The following is a 17520-nucleotide window of genomic DNA, read 5'->3' on the forward strand; positions in this document are numbered from 1 at the left end:
AATTCATGAAAAGATTGTTTTCTGAAAGGAGTATTATGCCTTATTTATATTATTAATCACAATTGTAACGGAGATTACAGGTACCGTTTCTCTGAAATTATCGGCGGGATTTAGTAAATTATATCCTAGCATAGGCGCGATTATTTCTTTTATTATATGTTTTTACTTTTTTAGTTAAGTTATGAAGGATTTACCACTAAGTCTAAGTTATGCGATTTGGGCTGGATTAGGTTTGGTATTAAGTACAGTATTATCTGTAGTCATATTTAAAGAATCTTTGAATTTGATTGGTATTATTTCAATAATATTTATTACGCTTGGTATTGTTCTACTTAATACGGTAGGAACAACTTAATAAGTTAGATAACACAGTGCCTATTTTAATGAATAGTTGCTATTTTTATAATTGCAAAAAAAAATAAACTAAACAATTATATTGAATAGTTTAAAATATCTGACCAAGTCTATATTTAACTCTATGGATTCATAAGTATTATACTTTTTGTTTATCCAAATTCGTTGATATTAAAGTTAAGTAACGTTCTACGTTTGTAGAAGGTGTATCTTTTGGTAATGCGTGCGTGAAGATATGTCCTTTTATAGTTTCGACAGTATAACTAATATCAATCGAACCAATTTCATAATTAATAATTTTCATAAATATCCCCTTAATTTGCATTAATGTATTAATCGCCCGTGCTCAACATATATTCCCATCATTTTAGTATATAAACTATATATCGGATAGAAATAATAAGATTTGTTCAATTGTACTATACATAAGTATATTTGTAACTAAAAAGGGGACAATATTTAATTTTTATTTGTTATATCGATCATTAAAATCACAAAATATCGACAAAGCAATAAACTTTGCCGATACTGTTATAATTCATATCTAACTCTAAGTGAATTAAAGCCATTTATTTTTTGAATTTATCAATAAAATCGTTCACTTTGTCTTTAGCATTTTCAGTTATTTCTTTAGCTTTTCCTGCATTTTTTTCGTCTTGGCCTTCTTTTTCTAATTCTTTGTTATCCATAACATTGCCCACTGTTTCTTTTAAATTTCCTTTTACTTGATCGAATTTACTTTCATCTGCCATGTTATTCACCTCTAAAGTTTATTTTTAAAATTTCTTATATACTTAATATACAAAATTATAAAATTTGAGGCAATTAAAAGATATGACTATTAAAATTTAAGAACAAGTTCTGAATTTTTAGGATTATAATAAAAGGAAATATACAAGATTCTCATTATTTTTCCAACAATTGCTTAAGTAACTGTTGATCTGTTTCAAGAGAAAGGTCTATGAAATAATCTGTTTGCCATTTTTGAGATTTTTTGGCTGTTTGGTTCAGCTCTGTTTCCCATGTAGGATAGACTCTTATTGCCATTTTGCCTTTTGAATGTTCGGTTTGTAATAACTTTTGTGCTTTTAGTATAGATTTAGAAAAAATAAATAAACCTTTATGTCGGTCGTCGATAATAGATACGATGAGTTTGTCTGGGCACTCTTCATAAGTGAATGGTCGGTTTTTATTATTTTCATCTTTAGTCCAAAATACAACAAAATATCCTTTTTTGTTAGGCGTTTTTTTAGCGAGGCGACTTCTGAATGTTATGTCATTAATTTGAAAACAAGCACTTTCGTATTCAGAATTATAAGTTTCGTATTTTACGTTTTTTAAGTCGCTTGTGTTCTGGAATTGTAAAATTGATTTTATAAACGCGAGTGATTGGCACATAGTTGAGTCCTTTTAAAGTGTTTTTTAATCTGATTCATTATAACATGCTTATTTTATTAAAATGTACAAAACGAATGAAACTAAAATTGTGTGTAAAGTAAAATAAGGGGTATTTATCGTGTATACACATAATTAAATTGTCACTAACTTTAAGCAGAATATTAAATTCGTTTAGTTTGAATTGAAAATAACTGACCTTTAAAATGAAATTTATAAAAGGAGTGGGTACGATGATGATTAAAACATTGCATATGGAATATGATGAAAGTTTTCGTGCTTTTGATGAACGTGTGAATGAATTTTTACAATATGTCGATGAAAAACAACATTGGGAACTCGTTAGTGTTACGCCATTAGTGACGAATAGCGTTGAAGGAATAGATTATATGGTTACAGTGGTGTTTAAAAAATAATTATGATGCATTGTAATAAATAGAAGTTACCTATGTGTGTTGAACAGAAAAGATAAAACGGCAAATAAAGGAGATTAATAATGAAAATTATAGCAATGAGCATTTTCGTAGATAATCAAGATAAAGCGCAACAATTTTACACTGAAAAACTAGGATTCAAAACCAAACACAATATTGAAATTGGTGGAGGATTTAGATGGGTTACAGTGACAGAGAATGACTCAAATAATCCAGTTGAAATCGTATTAGAACCAAATGAAAGTCCAATAGCTAAGAATTATCAAGAAGGACTATACCAAGCGGGTATCCCAGTAACTATGTTTGGTGTTGATAATCTTGAAAAAGAACATGCTAATTTAGTAGAAAAAGGTATTACTTTCCATACTGAACCAAAAGAAGTTGAAGGTGTTAAGTATGCAATATTTGATGATACGTGTGGTAACTTGATCCAAATTGTAGAACAATAGATGTATATCCGGAACCCATCATGGTTGCTTAAAAATTAAAAAGAACTTATAAAAGCTAGGTGTATGCTATGAATCACGAGAATAGGTGTTGTAGTTTATACCTAGCTTTTTCTATAAAAGGAGATGAATAGCTATGGAATTACAAATTAAACAAACTTCAGAAATGACACCGCTTGAATTAGTTAAAGTATTTCAGGCGCGAGTACGTGTATTCGTAATAGAACAAAATTGCTTATATGAGGAAGTGGACGATGCAGATTTAGCAGCATCACATGTAATGTTAAAAGATGGAGATGAAATCGTCGCATATACTCGGATTATTGAACACGATGCATATATTAGTTTTGGTAGAGTACTTGTTGCTGAAAACTACAGAAAAGCAGGATATGGACGTAAAATTGTCCAATTAACTATTGATGCAATTAAAGAAAATTATCAACCACAGACGATTAAAATTTCTGGACAGGCACATCTCAAATCGTTTTATGAATCTTTCGGCTTTCAAAGTGTTTCTGATATCTATTTAGAAGATAACATCCCACATATTACGCTTGAACTCTATGCCACTGAATAATTGAAGTATAACTTCAAAAATACGAGCTATCGTGTGAATTTTTATAAATACGGTAGCTAGCATGCATGTTATTAACTTTTGAATTACAAGCTCCCGAATATAGTTAATCTCAAAATTTATAATTTATTTTTCATTTTATCTATATCTTGTGATACGAGTGTTAATAAGGATTCCGTTTCTGCCTCAGTCAAATCGTCTGAGCCTTTAATGCGTATTACGGAACCTTTATCGGTTTTTACGTGGTAAATGGGTTCATCGTCCTTATAGACCTTGCGGAGTACTTTCATATTATCACCCTTTGTTTTATTGAAGCGTCAAACGAGATATTAAACGCAATCTGTCATATTGCTTTAACTATAGAATAACTTTTTATTAAATTATTTTCCAATAGTATGATTTGAAATATCTATTTATTTTTACCGACAGATTATAAAATATATTATTAACATAGGAATATTTTCCTGTATTAAATTAAATAAAAAGATTGTTTTTTGAATAGTGTAAGTTAATTACATAGATTTAATACAAATAAAAAAGGACTCAAGACGGCAATATGTCTCGAACCCTTGTAACATTAATCAATACTTTCTAAAACTGTTCATTTGCTCTGTCTTCATCGACAGTACCTTCATCCAATTCAACTTCAATAACGACGGATAATACTGATTTAATTATTAAACTAATACCAACTATCCCCAACAATGTTAAGAAAATTTTCTTCAAAATTGACAACTCCCATATAATGATTATTTATATTAAAAATGAAACATTACCCTTTGGAACAATTTTATAACAAAATTGGATATTTTACGATAGCTATTAATTAAAATAAAAAGTTTGGTTGTCTTACGTTCAATAAAATGATTAAAGTATTCGCCATTGTGACGGATTTATGATAGGAATTTGCTGACTATTTTATTAATTTAGGAATGAGTTTAATGTAGATGATCTCGCCCATTAATTCTATAAGTGTCTGAGTAATAATGACAGTGGTAGCGATTGTTACCCAATTATCAGGAAGTGCTAAAGCCAATGGTAACACTACGAGTGCATTTCTAGTGCTAGAGCTGAAAGCAATGGTTCTTATCAATTGAATATCTAAACGGAACAATTTGCCTGTTAAATAGCCAACGATAGGTGCAATAATTATAAATGTAATATAAATTGGCACCACAGTTATCACTATATTTATATCATTCGTTATCTTATTAATTTGTGATGCAACAATCGTAAAGAGGACAAGTGCCATAAAAAGTTCTGGTAACCAACTTGTTGTTTTAAGTGTACGTTGCATAACAATAGATTTTTTACTTAATAATTGAAGTAAAATTGCTAAAATTACAGGAATGATAATAAAGGTTACAAATGAACGGACAAACGGTGTAATTTCTATCGTCGTTATGATGTCTTTATTTAAAAAGAGAGTCATATACACGGGTAAAAGTAACATTTGTAAGATGAAAAGAATGGGCGTCGAAATTAGTAAGTAATGTGCATTCCCTTTGCCTAAAGCGGTGAAAACAATAACGTAGTCTATGCAAGGTGTTAGTAATACTAAACAAAGCCCAATTAAAATTGCAGAAGATGAAATATTGAATGCATGAATTAATCCAAATACAAGTAATGGTATGAATAGAAAATTTGATAGGATTAAGGCTAATGTGAATTTTATATTCAGAAAATTTTTACTTAAATTTAAAAACGGAATTTGTGCAAACATACTAAACATAAGGACAGCTATGCAGATGCCAATGAATGGCTCTAAATGTGAAGCAGAAGTAGGGAAGATTAACCCTACAATGATTGCGCATAATAAGGCGCTAAGATAAAGATATATTTGGAAATGTTCAATGGTGTTTTTGAAATTTTGCACAGCTAAGCTCCTTTCTTAAAATTCAAGCAAGCCATTTCATGTATATTTAAGAATTTATAGGCACAATATTGGCTAATTCACAATGATTGCAAAGTTTTTAAAGTCATCGTTAAATTTATTCATCTAGTGTTTATAGATCTTGGATTAATATTTGAGATTTAGAAGCATTAATTTCTACTTTAAGTGATTTACTGTTATTTTCAATTTGCGTCTGTATGACTTTGCCCTGATCTATTGTGAAAAATACTTGGCTCAAAATCCCCATAGCATAATCATTGATAGGGCTAACTAGTGAAATGGACGTTTCGTCTTCTTGAATAGCGAAAGACTGTTTACTTTGATTGATGATTTGCCATTCTGGTAAATATGTAAGTTTCATTACTCAATCTCCTTTAATATGTGTATGTTTATAGTCATTATAATATATTTCTGCAAATGTGAATCTCCATATTTATATTGAATCAAAATAAAAAACGTTGATCTAGCACTGAGCTATAACAACGAATTTTTTATGACTAACTAAATATGAGTGAAAATAGAATACCAACGACACCAAAAATAATTAGCATTACAGTAACACCGAGTAAAGACTCTTTTGCTTGTTGAGATCCTCTAATTTTGTAAGTAATAAGTGAAGCTATGCCACAGATTAAGAAAAACAAAGATAACCAGAAGACAATCATGAAATGTAGGCTCACAACACTACACCTCCTTTTTTAAAATATGTTCTATTTATAAACAATTATAATGTTGTCATTTTTGATATTATAGTAGTATCATCTTATCACTAAATAGCGAACAGACATAGGTTAATCATTAAATTTTTCGATTTAACATTTATCTAAATGTTGTACTATTGCAAGCATAATAAAAATGTGACAACGAATAATTTGTGAATTGCATGATGTATTACTTTAGGAAATTAATTCATTTGATGTATAATATATGTAAAATATCATAGATGGGAGAGAGTGCAGTGAACGAAGTTAATAAAGTGATTTATATCGTGTTAGCAGTGTTTTTAGGTAGTTTCGGTGTGCATAAATTTTATGCAAGAAAAACTGGAATGGGGCTACTATTCTTAGTATTTTGTTGGACTGGTATTCCACAAATTCTGGCTATAATTGGTGCAATCATCGTTTTATTCAAACCATCTGACGAACAAGGCAATGTATTAGTATAACAATTTAAATATTAACTTAAAGCAATTCAGACATGAGATATGTTTGATTTGCTTTTTTATGAGTCGATTTAAGATAAGAAAAAACAAACCTATATTGTTTTAATTTAAACAATACAAGTTTGCCTCAATATAATAGTACATGTTTTTATAATTAAGCTAGCAATGCCTAAAATATTACAAAATTATAAATTTTTAAGCTGAAATAAACATCTTAATAAAATTTACAATTCTAAAATAAATATTGTTATGACAGTAAAGTATTAAAAAACATTTAAATTTTAAAATGTATCGTGATAGACAAATCACTATTATTTGTTATGATTAACACAAGATTCAAAAACGATAAGACAGTGTAACGATTAAAATTGAGATAATCGAGGTAACGCTTATGACATTTTATGATTTTATATTAGGATTTTTAGAAGATGATACACCTTTTGGTCAATTAGCGCATAATATCATGGGCGATAAGAATTTTCCAAAGTATGAAACAAGTTCCATCGCATTAAATACTTACTTTTATAGCAATTACTTTGATCATGAAATATTAGCTTCTGCCAAAAGAGCTTTGAGTTTATATATTAATAGCACTGAATTGTCATAATAATGTCTACGTTTAATCTTCAAAGTACCAATTCTGTTTACGTAAAGCGTCTCGAATATCTTTCGTCTTAAAATTAAGTTCATTATTTCTTATTGAAAAGGGTTCGATGATATCTTGAGCCATCCATGAATTAATGAGTTCTTCCGGTAATCCATCTAATTCCATGTCACTCTTACTTACTACAAAGCATTCCCAATCGAGTGATACTTTTGAAGGATTAATGTAATTACAGTCATTAAGTTTATTCATAAAAACACTCCTTAATATTGTAAATCCAACGGTTAGTTTTACCCAGGTAAACTTAAAACAAAACGAGATTGTTAGAATAATTTCAACTTTACCAAAAAATTAATTTAAATATAAAAAGTGCGTCTCCACAGTTGTGGAAGCGCACTTTTTTAATATTGTTCTGTATTTTAAAATTCAAGAAATTACCAAGGTATGATACCGAGAATACAGGCTACCAATATCATGAATAGACTGGACCCAATTGCCCATTTAATTACTATTCGTTGGTTCTGACCATATTCAATATCAAGCATACCAACAAGTAAGTAACCAGCAGCATATAATGGACTTAGCACATGTAACGGTTGTCCTAATACGGACGCTCTTGCCATAGCTACTTTAGAAATACCAAATTGTTGCGCTGATTCTGCAAGAATTGGTAACACGCCATAGTAGAACGGATCATTCGCCATAAAATATGTGAATGGACCACTTAATATAGCAGTAATTAACGCAAAATGATTACCCATTGCATCTGGTATGATGTGAACAAGTGCAGTTGCCATCTCATTCACCATTTTTGTACCATTCATGACACCTGTGAATACGCCTGATGCGAATACAAGGCTAATAACTGAAAGTACGTCACCAGCATGTTTTTTGACGACTGAATTTTGAATACTGAGATTTGGATAATTTATTAAAATAGCTACCCCAAACCACAGCATAAACATAACTGGTATTGGTAAAATACCGATTACAAGGCAAACAATTAATGAAATTGTGAGTATCGCATTCGGTATAAGCATTTTCGGTCTTTTCAATAATGATTCTTCTTTTGTATCTGTAGGTCTAATATCATCTAAATCAATATCAGTATATGATGTAATATATTTTCTAGCACGTTTACCTAATATGTATGCGACACCAAAGGCAAATACAATGCCCGCAACCATTGCTGGAATGATTGGCACAAATACTTCTTCTGTAGTTACTTGTAATGATGAAATTGCGCGTGCAGTTGGACCACCCCAAGGTAACATGTTCATTACACCGATTGATAATAGTGCCAAAGTTGAAAGTGTATATAAACTCATACCTATTTTTTTATAAAGTGGCATCATTGCTGTCACAGTAATAATAAATGTGGTCGTACCATCTCCGTCTAAAGCCACCATCGAAGCTAAAATTACAGTACCAATCGCAATTTTAACTGGATCCCCTTTAACGACTTTAATAATTTGATTGATGACTGGTTCGAATAAACCGGCGTCTATCATGACTCCAAAATATAATATTGCAAAGGTAAGCATAATACCAGTTGGTGCAACTGTTTCAATACCTTCAAGCATGAATTTGCCGAGTCCTGCGTAAAAGCCCCCAATCAATGCAAAAATCGTCGGTATAACGATTAATGCAGTTAATGCTGACATTTTTCGCGTCATAATTAAAATCATGAAGATGATAATCATGATAAAACCGAGTATTGCTAAATTCATTTGAAATCCCCCCTTATTTTTTTCATTATAGCGCTTTCAGAAGATTTGTAAAATTAAAATATGCAAAAATTTTTATAATAATTAGTTGAGAATAATTTTTAAAAATAAAAATATCTCTATAATTTACCAATTTACTTTGGTAACTATAGAGATATAATTTGAATCATATAGATATGCTATTTAGGCGATAAATCCTGCAAGATATGTATTCCAAATAGGATAACATAGTAAAATCAAAGAAAATATCGATACACACAATGCAAAAATATTAGCGATACGATCACCGCGGAGCAATGCATAAATGTTAATTAATAAAGCGCCTAAAATAAATAAACTGCCAGCAATTATAGGTAAATTGCCTTCTAAAATCTTGCTAACTGCAAGTAGTGGCGTTGCCAACGTGATCAATGATAGGAATAAAGATAATAATGTAGTGGCGTATTTCAAAGTATTCAATCCTTTCATGAATATGATAGTGCATTTCTAAAATTTACAAAGTTCATTCGTGCTTAATAAAAATCATATTGTCTTATTAATAGGAATGCAAGTTATTTTGAAGATTTGTTGGGAAGTCATATGTTTTTGGCGTCTAAATTATGTATTTAGTCTAAATGCACATTATCATATCAGTAGAATAGGTTAAATGGATTGCTATAAAGTGCAACACTAAGATTATGTCTACGTATTAAATATGTCATTAGCATTCTCGCTAAAATTATATATAAACCAATGCTCATCGACATAATTATCTTCATACTTACGCGCATGTTGTTCTATGACAAACATTTCGAAATTTAAATTACTAAAAAATACTTTGCCGCTTATGTTATTTGAAACCAACGAAGCCATTAGAATTTCAATATTTCGTTTGCGACAAACATCGAAAACGTTTTGCATTAATAATTTAAGCACGTGTTCTCTGGCAAGTGCATCGTCTTTGTTTACGCACAAATTTTCCACCATTGCTTTATGTGCGAGACTGTAGTTTTGATTATGAATAAGCGTTACGGCACCAATCAATTCGTCACCTTCAAAGGCACCGAAAGTTAAATAATTTGGGGTGTCTTTAGATAAAAGTAATGTCAAATTTGTCTCGTTTAAACATCTAGGAGTTTGAAATTTCCAAGCCATTACTTCAATTTTCTTATGAATACCTTGTTTCAACAAGGATTGATATGCTAACACATCTACTGTTGTTAAAAAACGTATATTCGTCATGTCATGCCTCCTTTTCTGAGAAAAGATGTGATAATTGCCAAAACAAGTTCTGATTTAGCTATAATTTTAAAGTGAAAAAAATATTTGAGCAATGTCTTTTTTTGGTTTTGTAAAAAAGATGTTTAAAGTTTGAATTTCATTTATAAAAAAAAGGTTTTTTATTCATTTTAAAATTGAGCTTAATTTGTTTATTAAGTAACGTAAACAAATATGATAATCATGGTATAATATAGTGAGTTATATAATTTAAGACGGAGGCATACATTGTGGGAGCTTTAATAACGATTGTAGTTTCTCTAATCGTGCTTATCCTGATTTCTTTTTCAATATTAATTGTTTACTTTTTGAATCATTGCAAAGATGATGAAAACAATTAATTCTTCACAGAAAAATAAGACTTCAAGATCAGGCAACTAGGATTAAAATTAAATAAAGACAAAACAAACCCCCAAGTCCATCAGTGGACTTGGGGGCTTAAACATATATCATTAGTCTACAACAGATACATTTAAATCAACATCTATATTACCGCGCGTTGCTTTGGAATATGGACAAAATTCGTGTGCATCTTGTAAATATTTTTCAGCATCTGCTTGAGATAAGACGTTTTTGACTTTTGCATCAATTGAAACACTTAATTTTGGACTTTCAGCATCTGGGTCGTCTTCAAGGCGTACAGTTAAAGTTACTTCAGGTTCTGCACCTCTAACTTTATTTTGTTTTAGGATTAAATCAAATGCGCCATTAAAACATGAAGCGTAACCTGCTGCAAATAATTGCTCAGGGTTTGTACCTTTTTCAGCATCTGCTTGAGCTGGTGGTACTACTGCTACATCAATTGCTTTATCATCTGTTTGAACGTGACCATTACGTCCACCTGTATTTGTCGCTTTTGTTTCATAATTTACTGCCATTATATGACCTCCTTAAAAACTTCGTATTATATGGATACCCGAGAATTAAATTTTAAATCATGATATGTATTTAAAATTATTGATACTACGATAACTAACTTTCTGAATGCATTGTATTGAAACACGATTATGTTATACAATTAGCGCAATATCATAATAATAGAAGGGGACGATGGCATGTCTAATGTTAATATTGCTGTAACGATTGCACCTGAAAATGAATTATCTCAATCAACGATGACTGCGTTAGTTCAATACCAAGATGCCATAGATATCATAGAACTGAGAATTGATCAGTGGGACAAATGCGACGTTTCACATGTTGCTAAAGTAGTTCAAAATATACACAAATTAAATTTAAATAAGCGAATGCTTGTTACTTATCGTACACATGAGCAAGGGGGAGAAGGACGATTCGACGAAAAGGCATATCTCCATGTTTTGACAGAAATTGCTAAACTTGAGGGGATAGATATGTTGGATATCGAATTTGAACCAACACGATCAACGGATGCGATACAAACACTTATTGATGTTGCACAAGCGCATCATAAACAAGTTGTGTTGTCGCATCATAATTTTAAAGAAACACCTAAACTTGAGGCTTTAAAGCACCTTTATTATAAAATGAATCAACTAGCGCCAGATTATTTAAAAGTTGCGGTTATGCCTCATGATAAGCAAGATGTATTAAATTTACTGCATGCAATGTCAGATGCAGCTGATGAAGTACCACAGCAAGTTGTAGGCATTGCTATGTCTAAAATCGGACTGGTTTCCAGAACCGCACAAGGTTTATTTGGTGGGACAATCACATATGGTTGTTTAGATGAACCAAAAGCACCGGGACAAATTCATGTTGCAGAATTAAAAAAACAACTAGAATTGTACGCGTGATTTGAAAATACAATACCCCTGGCTTATAATTGAAAATAGTTATCAATAAAGAAAGGGCGATATTATTATGGAACTACAAGAAGCTATCGCTAACCGTAGAAGTATAAAAAAATTCAAAAGAGATATGCGTATAGATGATACCGCTTTATATCAAGCGATTAAACAAGCTGCGGACGCGCCTAATCATGGTATGAGAGAGCCTTGGAGAGTGGTCCATATTGCTAAAGATAGATTAGGAACGATGAGTAAGCAATTATCAGAAATTGCCTTTCATAATCTACCTAAAAAACAAGAAAGTCACTATGAAGCAGTGACGAATCTTGGAGGTATGCTTGCTTTAATAGTGAAAGAAGATCCAAGACAAAAAGAAAATTTAGAAAACCATATGGCTTTTGGCGCATATGCACAGAACCTAATGTTACTTTTACATGAAGCGGGCATCGGCACATGTTGGAAATCACCAGCGTATATCTTTATGCCAGAGATACGCGACATGTTTGGTGTTAAAGATAATGAAAAATTGGTAGGCTTCTTATATCTGACGGATTTAGAAGATAAAGTGTTGCACAGATCACGTCACGTTGATCAAATCATTGAAACATTTTAATTTTAAGGTTTTGTGATGAGGCTTTAATTATATTTTTAAATTTTATATAAATTGGATTACAATATGCACATAAAACAATAAACCGCGCTGAGCAATGATAGCTTAGCGCGGTTTGTTACTTTTTCATAAAAGTAAAAGTTATTTAAATGTTTCAGTTAAAAATGACTCGACTTGTTCAGGTGATTTTGCATTTGCTGAGTGTAAGTGTGCTAATTTTTCACCATTTTTAAATACAAGCAGGCTTGGAATGCCCATAACATCGTTGTCTGCTGCTACGTCTTCAAGTTCATCACGATTTACTGTGAACCATTCGTAGTCATTATATTTTTCTTTGATAGGATCAATCCACATGTCCATGGCTTTACAATCTGGGCACCATCCAGCTTCAAACTTAACGATGACTGGGTTGTCACTTTGTACTGTTTCTTTAAAAGCTTGATTTGTATTAATTGATTTCATTAAAAATTCTCCTTTGTATCAATATTAGTAAAACCATTATAACGGACAATCATTAGTTAATAAAAAAATTAGCTTATTAATTAGAGCGTTTTCGTGTCAAATTTGATATATTAGTGTTAACTAGTCAGAGGAGGTACAGCAAATGATAAAATTTTACCAATATCCTAATTGTACTACTTGTAAAAAGGCAGCTAAATTTTTACAAGAACATGGTGTGAGTTTTGAACCAATTGATATTGTTCAACATACACCGACGAAAAATGAATTTAAAGAAATTCTAGAAATGACAGATATTGATATCAACAAACTTTTCAATACACATGGCGCGAAATATCGTGAGCTAGGTCTTAAAGACAAATTAGCAACGATGTCAGATGATGAAAAGTTAGACCTACTTTCAGAAAATGGAATGCTTGTAAAACGTCCATTAGCGATTTCAGGTGAAAAGGTAACAGTCGGATTTAAAGAAGACCAGTATAAGGAAACATGGCTATCGTAAAATAGATTGTTATTCAATCACATGTAAAATGTACATAATAAAAGTTTTGGTGTGAAAACGCTTCACCAATGTTAACGAAACATTTATAATGAATTAAAGATGCCAATAAATAGTTGATTGTATAGTATTCGTGTGGCATCATTAATATGTAAAATCATTTAGGAGGGGATTCTCGTGGCAGTACCGAGTGAATTAAAATATTCTAAAGAACATGAATGGGTAAAAGTTGAAGGCAACACAGTAACAATTGGTATTACTGAATATGCGCAAGGCGAATTAGGTGATATCGTATTTGTTGAATTACCAGAAGTTGATGATGAAATCAATGAAGGCGACACATTTGGTAGTGTTGAATCTGTAAAAACAGTTTCAGAACTTTATGCGCCAGTTTCAGGTAAAGTTGTAGAAGCTAACGAAGAATTAGAAGATAGCCCAGAATTCGTAAATGAATCACCTTACGAAAAAGCTTGGATGGTTAAAGTAGAGCTAAGCGATGAAAGCCAATTAGACGAATTATTATCTGCAGAGCAATACTCTGAAATGATTGGTGAATAAGAAGATATTGAACTCCATGATATAACTATCTTGGAGTTTTCTTTTATCCATTTTTAAACCCCTAATATTTATAAAATGTAAAAAATATGTAAAGTGCAATGATGCTAATTATTGAACTATAGACGTCTATAGATGACAAAAAATAGAAACAATAATAAGATAAAATGAGAAGTCTGTAAATCATGTTTATGATCGCTAAGTATTGTGAAGAATGAAGTAGAGTAATTTACTATCAACATTTAGAAGGTGGATGTCATGGCGATACTAAACCAAGTAATTATTGTAGAAGGAAAGTCAGACAAGAAGCGAGTAAAACAAGTGATTGATCAACCTATAGAAATTATTTGTACAAATGGTACTATGGGCGTCGATAAATTAGACGAAATGATTGAGTCACTTTACGATAAACAAGTTTATATACTTGTTGATTCTGATGATGAAGGTGAAAAAATCCGTAAATGGTTCAAACGATATTTAAGTGAAAGCAGACATATTAGAATTGATAAACAATATTGCGAAGTTGCGCGTTGTCCAAAACCTTACTTATCTAGAGTATTGGAAAAGCATGGGTTTAGCGTAAAGGACGAAGAAAAAGTAGCTAAAGCAAGATTAGATTATATCGCTGAAAGGGTAAGTTTATTAACATGAATGTAACAAGTGAACAACGTGTGGACATCAATGAATATATACACGAAGATAAATACCTTATATTTGGGTACACACCGACGTGTGGTACATGTAAGGTCTCTGAACGGATGTTGGATATTGCTAACGAGATTTTGAAATTACCCATTACAAAGATTGATTTGAATTTTCATCCAGATTTTAGTCAACAATATGAAATACAATCTGTGCCTGTATTGATGGTCATGTCCAAGGGTGAGGAACAAAAAAGAATCTATGCATTTCAGTCCGTTCCTTATTTGTTAGAAAATTTAAAATAATCATTGACGAAACATTAGTGCAATGGTAGGATTAAAAATAATTAAATAACGAAACTCTTATCACGAGAGGTGGAGGGATGTGCCCTTTGAAGCCCGGCAACCGTCTGTAACAGAAATGGTGCCAATTCACATAAAGTTCATAGTAACTTTAGAAGATGAGAGAAGCGCAATTTGCTTTCTCTATTCTTCGAACATAGGGAAGGCATTTTTTATTTAATTGAAAAGCAACGCAATACAAGGAGGCAACAGGATGATTGAGTTAAATCAAGTAGTCAAAAAGTACAACACGAAAAAACAAGACGTACTGGCTGTAGATCATGTTGATTTAAACATTCAATCAGGCTCGATTTTTGGTGTGATTGGTTTTTCAGGTGCGGGAAAAAGTACGTTAATTAGACTTTTAAATAACCTTGAACAACCAACTTCAGGAGACGTCATTATTGATGGAGATACAATTGGTAAATTATCCAAAAGTGACTTAAGAAAAAAACGTCAAAAAGTGAGTATGATTTTTCAACATTTTAATCTATTATGGTCACGTACTGTATTAAATAATATTACTTTTCCATTAGAGATTGCTGGTGTTTCGAGAAGAGAAGCCAAGCAACGTGCTACAGAATTAGTGGAATTGGTTGGACTGAAAGGGAGAGAGCACGCGTATCCTTCTGAATTGTCAGGTGGACAAAAACAACGTGTCGGTATTGCGAGAGCACTTGCCAATGAACCTTCAGTACTCTTGTGCGATGAAGCTACAAGCGCATTAGATCCACAAACGACTGATGAAATTCTAGAATTGTTATTGAAAATTAAAGATGAACGCAATTTAACGATTGTGATTATTACACATGAAATGCATGTCATTCGACGTATATGCGATGAAGTTGCAGTGATGGAAAATGGCCGTGTGATTGAACAAGGACAGGTATCTCAAGTGTTTGAAAATCCACAACATAGCGTAACGAAACGTTTTGTCAAAGATGACTTGAATGATGATTTCGATGAAACTATCAGTGATTTAGTCACATTGAATGAAAATGATTACGTCGTGAGATTGAATTTTACAGGCAATAATGCCACGGAACCTTTAGTGTCATACATAACGAAGACGCATAGCATTGATGTGAACATCTTAGAAGCGAATATTAAACATACAAAAGATGGTTCGCTCGGCTTCTTAGTGATTCAACTTTCCGATATAAATTCAGAAAAATTCGACAAATTCAAGCAAGATCTAGAAGCACAACATGTAACAGTGGAGGTGTTGAGACATGGGTAATTCATTGAGTGATATCCTCCGTGAAATGTTTACGATGCCAAACGTAAGTTGGGACGAAGTTTGGCTAGCAACATATGAAACGATATACATGACATTGATTTCAACGATATTCGCCTTTATTTTAGGTTCAATCTTAGGTGTGCTACTCTTTTTATCAGCTAAAAGTAAATCACCGGTTGCGAGAGTATTCTATAGTATCGTGTCATTTATTGTGAATCTGTTCAGAGCGATTCCATTTATTATATTAATCTTGTTATTAATACCATTTACAAGTTTAGTACTAGGCACAATCAGTGGACCAACAGGTGCGCTGCCAGCTTTAATTATTAGTGCAGCTCCTTTCTATGCCAGATTAGTAGAAATTGCATTTAAAGAAATTGATAAAGGCGTAATTGAAGCGGCTTGGTCAATGGGCGCGAACACATGGACTGTGGTGCGTAAGGTACTGTTACCAGAAGCAATGCCTGCTTTAATTTCAGGTATTACAGTGACTGCTATTGCATTAGTAGGTTCTACAGCTGTTGCTGGTGTTATTGGTGCAGGTGGTCTTGGTAACTTAGCATATCTAACAGGTTTCACACGAAATCAGAATGACGTTATTTTTGTATCAACCATTTTAATCTTAGTAATTGTGTTCATTGTTCAATTTATTGGAGATTGGGCTACAAATAAAATTGATAAAAGATAAATTTTTAGGGGGATTTTTATATGAAAAAACTTGTGAGTTTAGTATCGGTCATCGTTCTAGCGCTAGTACTAGCGGCTTGTGGTAACGGCGGTGGCGGAAAAGATAAGACGATTACAGTAGGTGCATCACCAGCGCCTCACGCAGAAATTCTTGAAAAAGCAAAACCATTATTGAAAGATAAAGGTTATGACTTAAAAATTAAAACAATTAACGACTATACAACACCAAACAAATTGTTAGATAAAGGTGAAGTAGATGCCAACTTCTTCCAACATACACCTTATTTAAATACTGAGAAGAAAGACAAAGGCTACAAGATTGAATCTGCAGGTAACGTTCATTTAGAACCAATGGCTGTTTATTCTAAGAAATATAAGAGCCTTAAAGACTTACCAAAAGGCGCTACAGTTTACGTTTCAAATAACCCAGCTGAAGAAGGACGTTTCTTAAAATTCTTCCAAGATGCTGGCCTCATTAAAATTAAAAAAGGCGTTAAAATTGAAGACGCTAAATTTGACGACATCGTTGAAAACAAAAAAGACATCAAATTCAATAACAAACAATCTGCAGAATACTTACCAAAAATTTACCAAAATGAAGATGCAGATGCAGTAATCATTAACTCTAACTTTGCAATCGATCAAAAATTAAGCCCGAAAGATGATTCAATCGTCTTAGAAAAAGCGAAAGACAACCCTTACGCAAACTTAATTGCTGTGAAAGATGGCCACAAAGACGACAAGAAAATCAAAGCATTGATGGAAGTCTTACAATCTAAAGATATTAAAGATTACATCAACAAGCAATATGATGGTGCGGTCGTACCAGCAAAATAATAGTGTATTTATACTAAAACCCTTTAACTTCAAT

Annotated in this window: 28 protein-coding genes, 1 pseudogene and 1 riboswitch; of the genes and pseudogenes, 15 read left to right on the forward strand and 14 right to left on the reverse strand. The window is 31.9% G+C overall.

Features of this window, described 5'->3' with window-relative positions; genetic code table 11:
• Positions 1 to 35: 35 nt before the first annotated feature.
• Positions 36 to 355 (forward strand): annotated as a pseudogene (locus BJS11_RS13360) (DMT family transporter).
• A gap of 138 nt (positions 356 to 493) precedes the next feature.
• Here the strand turns inward: BJS11_RS13360 and BJS11_RS13810 are convergent.
• The 3 genes from BJS11_RS13810 to BJS11_RS10570 all read right to left on the reverse strand — a co-directional run bounded on the left by BJS11_RS13810 (position 494) and on the right by BJS11_RS10570 (position 1752).
• Positions 494 to 658: a hypothetical protein gene (locus BJS11_RS13810; protein WP_167351822.1), complete on the reverse strand. Its 165-nt coding sequence runs from the start codon at positions 656 to 658 to the stop codon at positions 494 to 496.
• Between the two features lie 265 nt (positions 659 to 923).
• Positions 924 to 1106, reverse strand: a complete 183-nt coding sequence (locus BJS11_RS10565; protein ID WP_069996157.1) for a CsbD family protein — start codon at positions 1104 to 1106, stop codon at positions 924 to 926.
• A 154-nt stretch (positions 1107 to 1260) separates the two neighbouring features.
• Entirely contained in the window at positions 1261 to 1752 is a 492-nt protein-coding gene (locus BJS11_RS10570) for a MepB family protein (RefSeq protein WP_069996158.1), read from the reverse strand.
• A gap of 230 nt (positions 1753 to 1982) precedes the next feature.
• Here BJS11_RS10570 and BJS11_RS10575 point away from each other — a divergent pair, with 230 nt between their 5' ends.
• The 3 genes from BJS11_RS10575 to BJS11_RS10585 all read left to right on the forward strand — a co-directional run bounded on the left by BJS11_RS10575 (position 1983) and on the right by BJS11_RS10585 (position 3206).
• Complete coding sequence (locus BJS11_RS10575) at positions 1983 to 2165, forward strand: hypothetical protein (protein ID WP_069996159.1); 183 nt, start codon at positions 1983 to 1985, stop codon at positions 2163 to 2165.
• 80 nt (positions 2166 to 2245) lie between these two features.
• Positions 2246 to 2632, forward strand: a complete 387-nt coding sequence (locus BJS11_RS10580) for a VOC family protein (protein ID WP_069996160.1) — start codon at positions 2246 to 2248, stop codon at positions 2630 to 2632.
• Positions 2633 to 2765: 133 nt separating this feature from the next.
• Entirely contained in the window at positions 2766 to 3206 is a 441-nt protein-coding gene (locus tag BJS11_RS10585; RefSeq protein ID WP_069996161.1) for a GNAT family N-acetyltransferase, read from the forward strand.
• A gap of 116 nt (positions 3207 to 3322) precedes the next feature.
• On the opposite strand, the gene vraX is transcribed toward BJS11_RS10585, so the two are convergent.
• The 5 genes from vraX to tsaT all read right to left on the reverse strand — a co-directional run bounded on the left by vraX (position 3323) and on the right by tsaT (position 5777).
• Complete coding sequence (gene vraX / locus BJS11_RS13815; RefSeq protein WP_167351823.1) at positions 3323 to 3493, reverse strand: C1q-binding complement inhibitor VraX; 171 nt, start codon at positions 3491 to 3493, stop codon at positions 3323 to 3325.
• Positions 3494 to 3794: 301 nt separating this feature from the next.
• Complete coding sequence (locus tag BJS11_RS14010) at positions 3795 to 3929, reverse strand: hypothetical protein (RefSeq protein WP_258953793.1); 135 nt, start codon at positions 3927 to 3929, stop codon at positions 3795 to 3797.
• Positions 3930 to 4116: 187 nt separating this feature from the next.
• On the reverse strand, positions 4117 to 5079 hold the full coding sequence (locus tag BJS11_RS10590; protein ID WP_069996162.1) for an arsenic resistance protein: 963 nt from the start codon (positions 5077 to 5079) through the stop codon (positions 4117 to 4119).
• Between the two features lie 130 nt (positions 5080 to 5209).
• The gene (locus BJS11_RS10595) at positions 5210 to 5458 is read right to left on the reverse strand and encodes a hypothetical protein (RefSeq protein WP_069996163.1); all 249 of its coding nucleotides are present in this window, start codon (positions 5456 to 5458) and stop codon (positions 5210 to 5212) included.
• A gap of 136 nt (positions 5459 to 5594) precedes the next feature.
• Positions 5595 to 5777, reverse strand: a complete 183-nt coding sequence (tsaT, locus tag BJS11_RS10600) for a type II toxin-antitoxin system toxin TsaT (RefSeq protein ID WP_069996164.1) — start codon at positions 5775 to 5777, stop codon at positions 5595 to 5597.
• A gap of 263 nt (positions 5778 to 6040) precedes the next feature.
• Between tsaT and BJS11_RS10605 the strand changes: the two genes are divergently transcribed.
• On the forward strand, positions 6041 to 6262 hold the full coding sequence (locus BJS11_RS10605) for a TM2 domain-containing protein (RefSeq protein WP_180365223.1): 222 nt from the start codon (positions 6041 to 6043) through the stop codon (positions 6260 to 6262).
• Between the two features lie 388 nt (positions 6263 to 6650).
• Positions 6651 to 6866: a YozE family protein gene (locus tag BJS11_RS10610; protein WP_069996166.1), complete on the forward strand. Its 216-nt coding sequence runs from the start codon at positions 6651 to 6653 to the stop codon at positions 6864 to 6866.
• 12 nt (positions 6867 to 6878) lie between these two features.
• On the opposite strand, the gene BJS11_RS10615 is transcribed toward BJS11_RS10610, so the two are convergent.
• From BJS11_RS10615 to BJS11_RS10635, 5 genes are all read right to left on the reverse strand, one after another.
• Positions 6879 to 7115: a hypothetical protein gene (locus tag BJS11_RS10615; protein WP_069996167.1), complete on the reverse strand. Its 237-nt coding sequence runs from the start codon at positions 7113 to 7115 to the stop codon at positions 6879 to 6881.
• A 182-nt stretch (positions 7116 to 7297) separates the two neighbouring features.
• Positions 7298 to 8593, reverse strand: a complete 1296-nt coding sequence (locus BJS11_RS10620) for a CitMHS family transporter (protein ID WP_069996168.1) — start codon at positions 8591 to 8593, stop codon at positions 7298 to 7300.
• Positions 8594 to 8773: 180 nt separating this feature from the next.
• Entirely contained in the window at positions 8774 to 9040 is a 267-nt protein-coding gene (locus BJS11_RS13365) for a hypothetical protein (protein WP_081333123.1), read from the reverse strand.
• A 231-nt stretch (positions 9041 to 9271) separates the two neighbouring features.
• Positions 9272 to 9811 carry a GNAT family N-acetyltransferase gene (locus BJS11_RS10630; protein ID WP_069996170.1) on the reverse strand — a complete coding sequence of 180 codons (540 nt, stop codon included), beginning with the start codon at positions 9809 to 9811 and terminating at the stop codon, positions 9272 to 9274.
• Positions 9812 to 10299: 488 nt separating this feature from the next.
• Complete coding sequence (locus BJS11_RS10635; protein WP_069996171.1) at positions 10300 to 10725, reverse strand: organic hydroperoxide resistance protein; 426 nt, start codon at positions 10723 to 10725, stop codon at positions 10300 to 10302.
• A 177-nt stretch (positions 10726 to 10902) separates the two neighbouring features.
• On the opposite strand from BJS11_RS10635, the gene aroD reads away from it, so the two are divergent.
• Both aroD and BJS11_RS10645 read left to right on the forward strand, forming a co-directional pair.
• Positions 10903 to 11622: a type I 3-dehydroquinate dehydratase gene (gene aroD, locus BJS11_RS10640; RefSeq protein WP_069996172.1), complete on the forward strand. Its 720-nt coding sequence runs from the start codon at positions 10903 to 10905 to the stop codon at positions 11620 to 11622.
• Positions 11623 to 11689: 67 nt separating this feature from the next.
• Entirely contained in the window at positions 11690 to 12229 is a 540-nt protein-coding gene (locus BJS11_RS10645) for a nitroreductase family protein (RefSeq protein ID WP_069996173.1), read from the forward strand.
• A gap of 138 nt (positions 12230 to 12367) precedes the next feature.
• Here the strand turns inward: BJS11_RS10645 and BJS11_RS10650 are convergent, their stop codons facing one another.
• The gene (locus BJS11_RS10650) at positions 12368 to 12688 is read right to left on the reverse strand and encodes a thioredoxin family protein (protein ID WP_069996174.1); all 321 of its coding nucleotides are present in this window, start codon (positions 12686 to 12688) and stop codon (positions 12368 to 12370) included.
• A gap of 142 nt (positions 12689 to 12830) precedes the next feature.
• On the opposite strand from BJS11_RS10650, the gene BJS11_RS10655 reads away from it, so the two are divergent.
• The 7 genes from BJS11_RS10655 to BJS11_RS10685 all read left to right on the forward strand — a co-directional run bounded on the left by BJS11_RS10655 (position 12831) and on the right by BJS11_RS10685 (position 17486).
• Positions 12831 to 13187, forward strand: a complete 357-nt coding sequence (locus tag BJS11_RS10655; protein ID WP_069996175.1) for an arsenate reductase family protein — start codon at positions 12831 to 12833, stop codon at positions 13185 to 13187.
• 174 nt (positions 13188 to 13361) lie between these two features.
• Positions 13362 to 13742 carry a glycine cleavage system protein GcvH gene (gene gcvH, locus BJS11_RS10660; RefSeq protein WP_069996176.1) on the forward strand — a complete coding sequence of 127 codons (381 nt, stop codon included), beginning with the start codon at positions 13362 to 13364 and terminating at the stop codon, positions 13740 to 13742.
• Between the two features lie 255 nt (positions 13743 to 13997).
• Positions 13998 to 14390, forward strand: a complete 393-nt coding sequence (locus BJS11_RS10665; protein ID WP_069996177.1) for a toprim domain-containing protein — start codon at positions 13998 to 14000, stop codon at positions 14388 to 14390.
• The gene (locus BJS11_RS10670) at positions 14387 to 14686 is read left to right on the forward strand and encodes a thioredoxin family protein (protein ID WP_069996178.1); all 300 of its coding nucleotides are present in this window, start codon (positions 14387 to 14389) and stop codon (positions 14684 to 14686) included. Before BJS11_RS10665 ends, BJS11_RS10670 begins: the two co-directional genes overlap by 4 nt.
• Positions 14687 to 14740: 54 nt before the next feature.
• Positions 14741 to 14848, forward strand: a riboswitch (SAM riboswitch).
• Between the two features lie 88 nt (positions 14849 to 14936).
• Positions 14937 to 15962 carry a methionine ABC transporter ATP-binding protein gene (locus BJS11_RS10675; protein WP_069996179.1) on the forward strand — a complete coding sequence of 342 codons (1026 nt, stop codon included), beginning with the start codon at positions 14937 to 14939 and terminating at the stop codon, positions 15960 to 15962.
• Positions 15955 to 16650, forward strand: coding sequence for a methionine ABC transporter permease (locus BJS11_RS10680; protein WP_069996180.1), 696 nt, complete (start codon positions 15955 to 15957; stop codon positions 16648 to 16650). Before BJS11_RS10675 ends, BJS11_RS10680 begins: the two co-directional genes overlap by 8 nt.
• A gap of 20 nt (positions 16651 to 16670) precedes the next feature.
• On the forward strand, positions 16671 to 17486 hold the full coding sequence (locus BJS11_RS10685) for a MetQ/NlpA family ABC transporter substrate-binding protein (RefSeq protein ID WP_069996181.1): 816 nt from the start codon (positions 16671 to 16673) through the stop codon (positions 17484 to 17486).
• The last annotated feature ends 34 nt before the right edge of the window (positions 17487 to 17520 follow it).

It is taken from the genome of Staphylococcus caeli (assembly GCF_900097965.1).
GTDB lineage: Bacteria > Bacillota > Bacilli > Staphylococcales > Staphylococcaceae > Staphylococcus > Staphylococcus caeli.